Annotated in this window: 2 protein-coding genes; one reads left to right on the top strand and one right to left on the bottom strand. The window is 70.5% G+C overall.

Going from position 1 to position 1,425, the window contains the following annotated elements:
• Window positions 1-395: 395 nt before the first annotated feature.
• Window positions 396-872, bottom strand: coding sequence for a helix-turn-helix domain-containing protein (locus tag EAD89_RS25405; protein ID WP_121677467.1), 477 nt, complete (start codon window positions 870-872; stop codon window positions 396-398).
• 55 nt (window positions 873-927) lie between these two features.
• Between EAD89_RS25405 and EAD89_RS25400 the strand changes: the two genes are divergently transcribed.
• Window positions 928-1,425 (top strand): PaaI family thioesterase (locus EAD89_RS25400; RefSeq protein WP_147458868.1); only part of this gene is annotated, 498 nt, incomplete at its 3' end.

The following is a 1,425-nucleotide window of genomic DNA, read 5'->3' as shown; positions in this document are numbered from 1 at the left end:
GAGTGAGGACCTCGTGGGTCGCATGTAACAAACCTCCTGGGCGGGGGAACGGGTCTCGCCGGGGCGGCGAACCCGCTGGGGGCAACCCGGCCGATCTGGGGAAACCGGCCAAGTGAACTGAAGTATTCACATACATAAGATCATTGGCAAGACCTGCTTTCGCCCGGATTCGCCGATCTTCACCGGCCACCTGGCCGCAACACCCCTGACACGCTGGCGACGCACACCGTCACACCGCAGCACCGCCAAATTCCGTCCGGACACAGCTGCCGTTGCAGATTCGCGGGCGCGGCGACGGTCGGCGGTCGGCGGTCTGCGGTCTGCGGTCTGCGGTCTGCGGTCTGCGGTCTGGGTCTGCGGTCGACGGCAGGGGGTACGGCGGTCGGCGGTCGGCGTCAGGGGGTACGGCGACGGGCGCCGGGGCCCGGGCGGGGCACGACATCGCGGGGCTGGCTCACCCCGTGCCCGTCCGCACAGCGCAGCTCGATGCGCACGTCCGCGCCGCAGTCCCGGTGCGACACGCTCAGCGGCGAGCCCTCCGGGTCGGCGAGGTGGCGGTCACCCCACTCGAGCACGGCGACCAGCACCGGCCACAGGTCCAGGCCCTTCTCCGTCAGCCGGTACTCGTGGCGCAGCCGGCTGCCCGGCTCCCGGTACGGCTCGCGGCGCAGCACGCCCTGCTCCACCAGGGTGGCCAGCCGGTTGGTCAGCACCTGACGCGGGATCCCGGTGCGCACCCGCATGTCGTCGAAGCGGCGTACGCCACTGAACACCTCGCGGAGCACCACGAGGGTCCACCGCTCACCGAGGACCTCCATCGCGCGGGCGATGGTGCAGTTCTCCACCGACCAGTCCAGTGCCGCGGGTCTCATCCGACCAGGCTAGGTCTTATTGACAGACTCAGCAACGTGCTGCGACGCTGCGTCCATGACACAGACTCAGGAGCCGACGCGCAGCCGTACCTTCACCTGGTCGGACCCGGCGGTCAACGCGGCGCAGGTCGGTCGACGCGCCGGCCTCGACCTGATCCGGGCGATGATCGCCGGGGAACTGGCCGCGCCGCCGGTGAGTCAGCTGATCGACATGGCGCGGATGGAGGCCGACGAGGGTCGGGTCACGGTCGAACTGGTCCCGCAGGAGTTCCACTACAACCCGCTGGGCACCGTCCACGGTGGCGTCATCTCCACCCTGTTGGACACCGCCGCGGGCTGCGCCGTGCACACCACGTTGCCCGCCGGCGTCGGCTACACCTCGCTGGACCTGAGCGTGAAGTTCCTCCGCCCGGTCACCGTCGCGAGCGGAATCCTGCGCTGCGAGGGCACCGTGCTCCAGCGTGGCCGCCGCACGGCCCTGGCCGAGGCCCGCCTCACCGACGCCGACTCCCGTCTCATCGCCCACGCCACCAGCACCTGCCTACTCTTCCCC

It is taken from the genome of Micromonospora sp. BL4 (genome assembly GCF_003667505.1).
Taxonomy (GTDB): domain Bacteria; phylum Actinomycetota; class Actinomycetes; order Mycobacteriales; family Micromonosporaceae; genus Micromonospora.
This window is presented reverse-complemented; position numbering and strand designations above follow the sequence as displayed.

Bases quoted from the DNA above. Each gene is read 5' to 3' on its own strand.
- EAD89_RS25405 (WP_121677467.1), bottom strand. From the start codon at position 872: ATGAGACCCGCGGCACTGGACTGGTCGGTGGAGAACTGCACCATCGCC.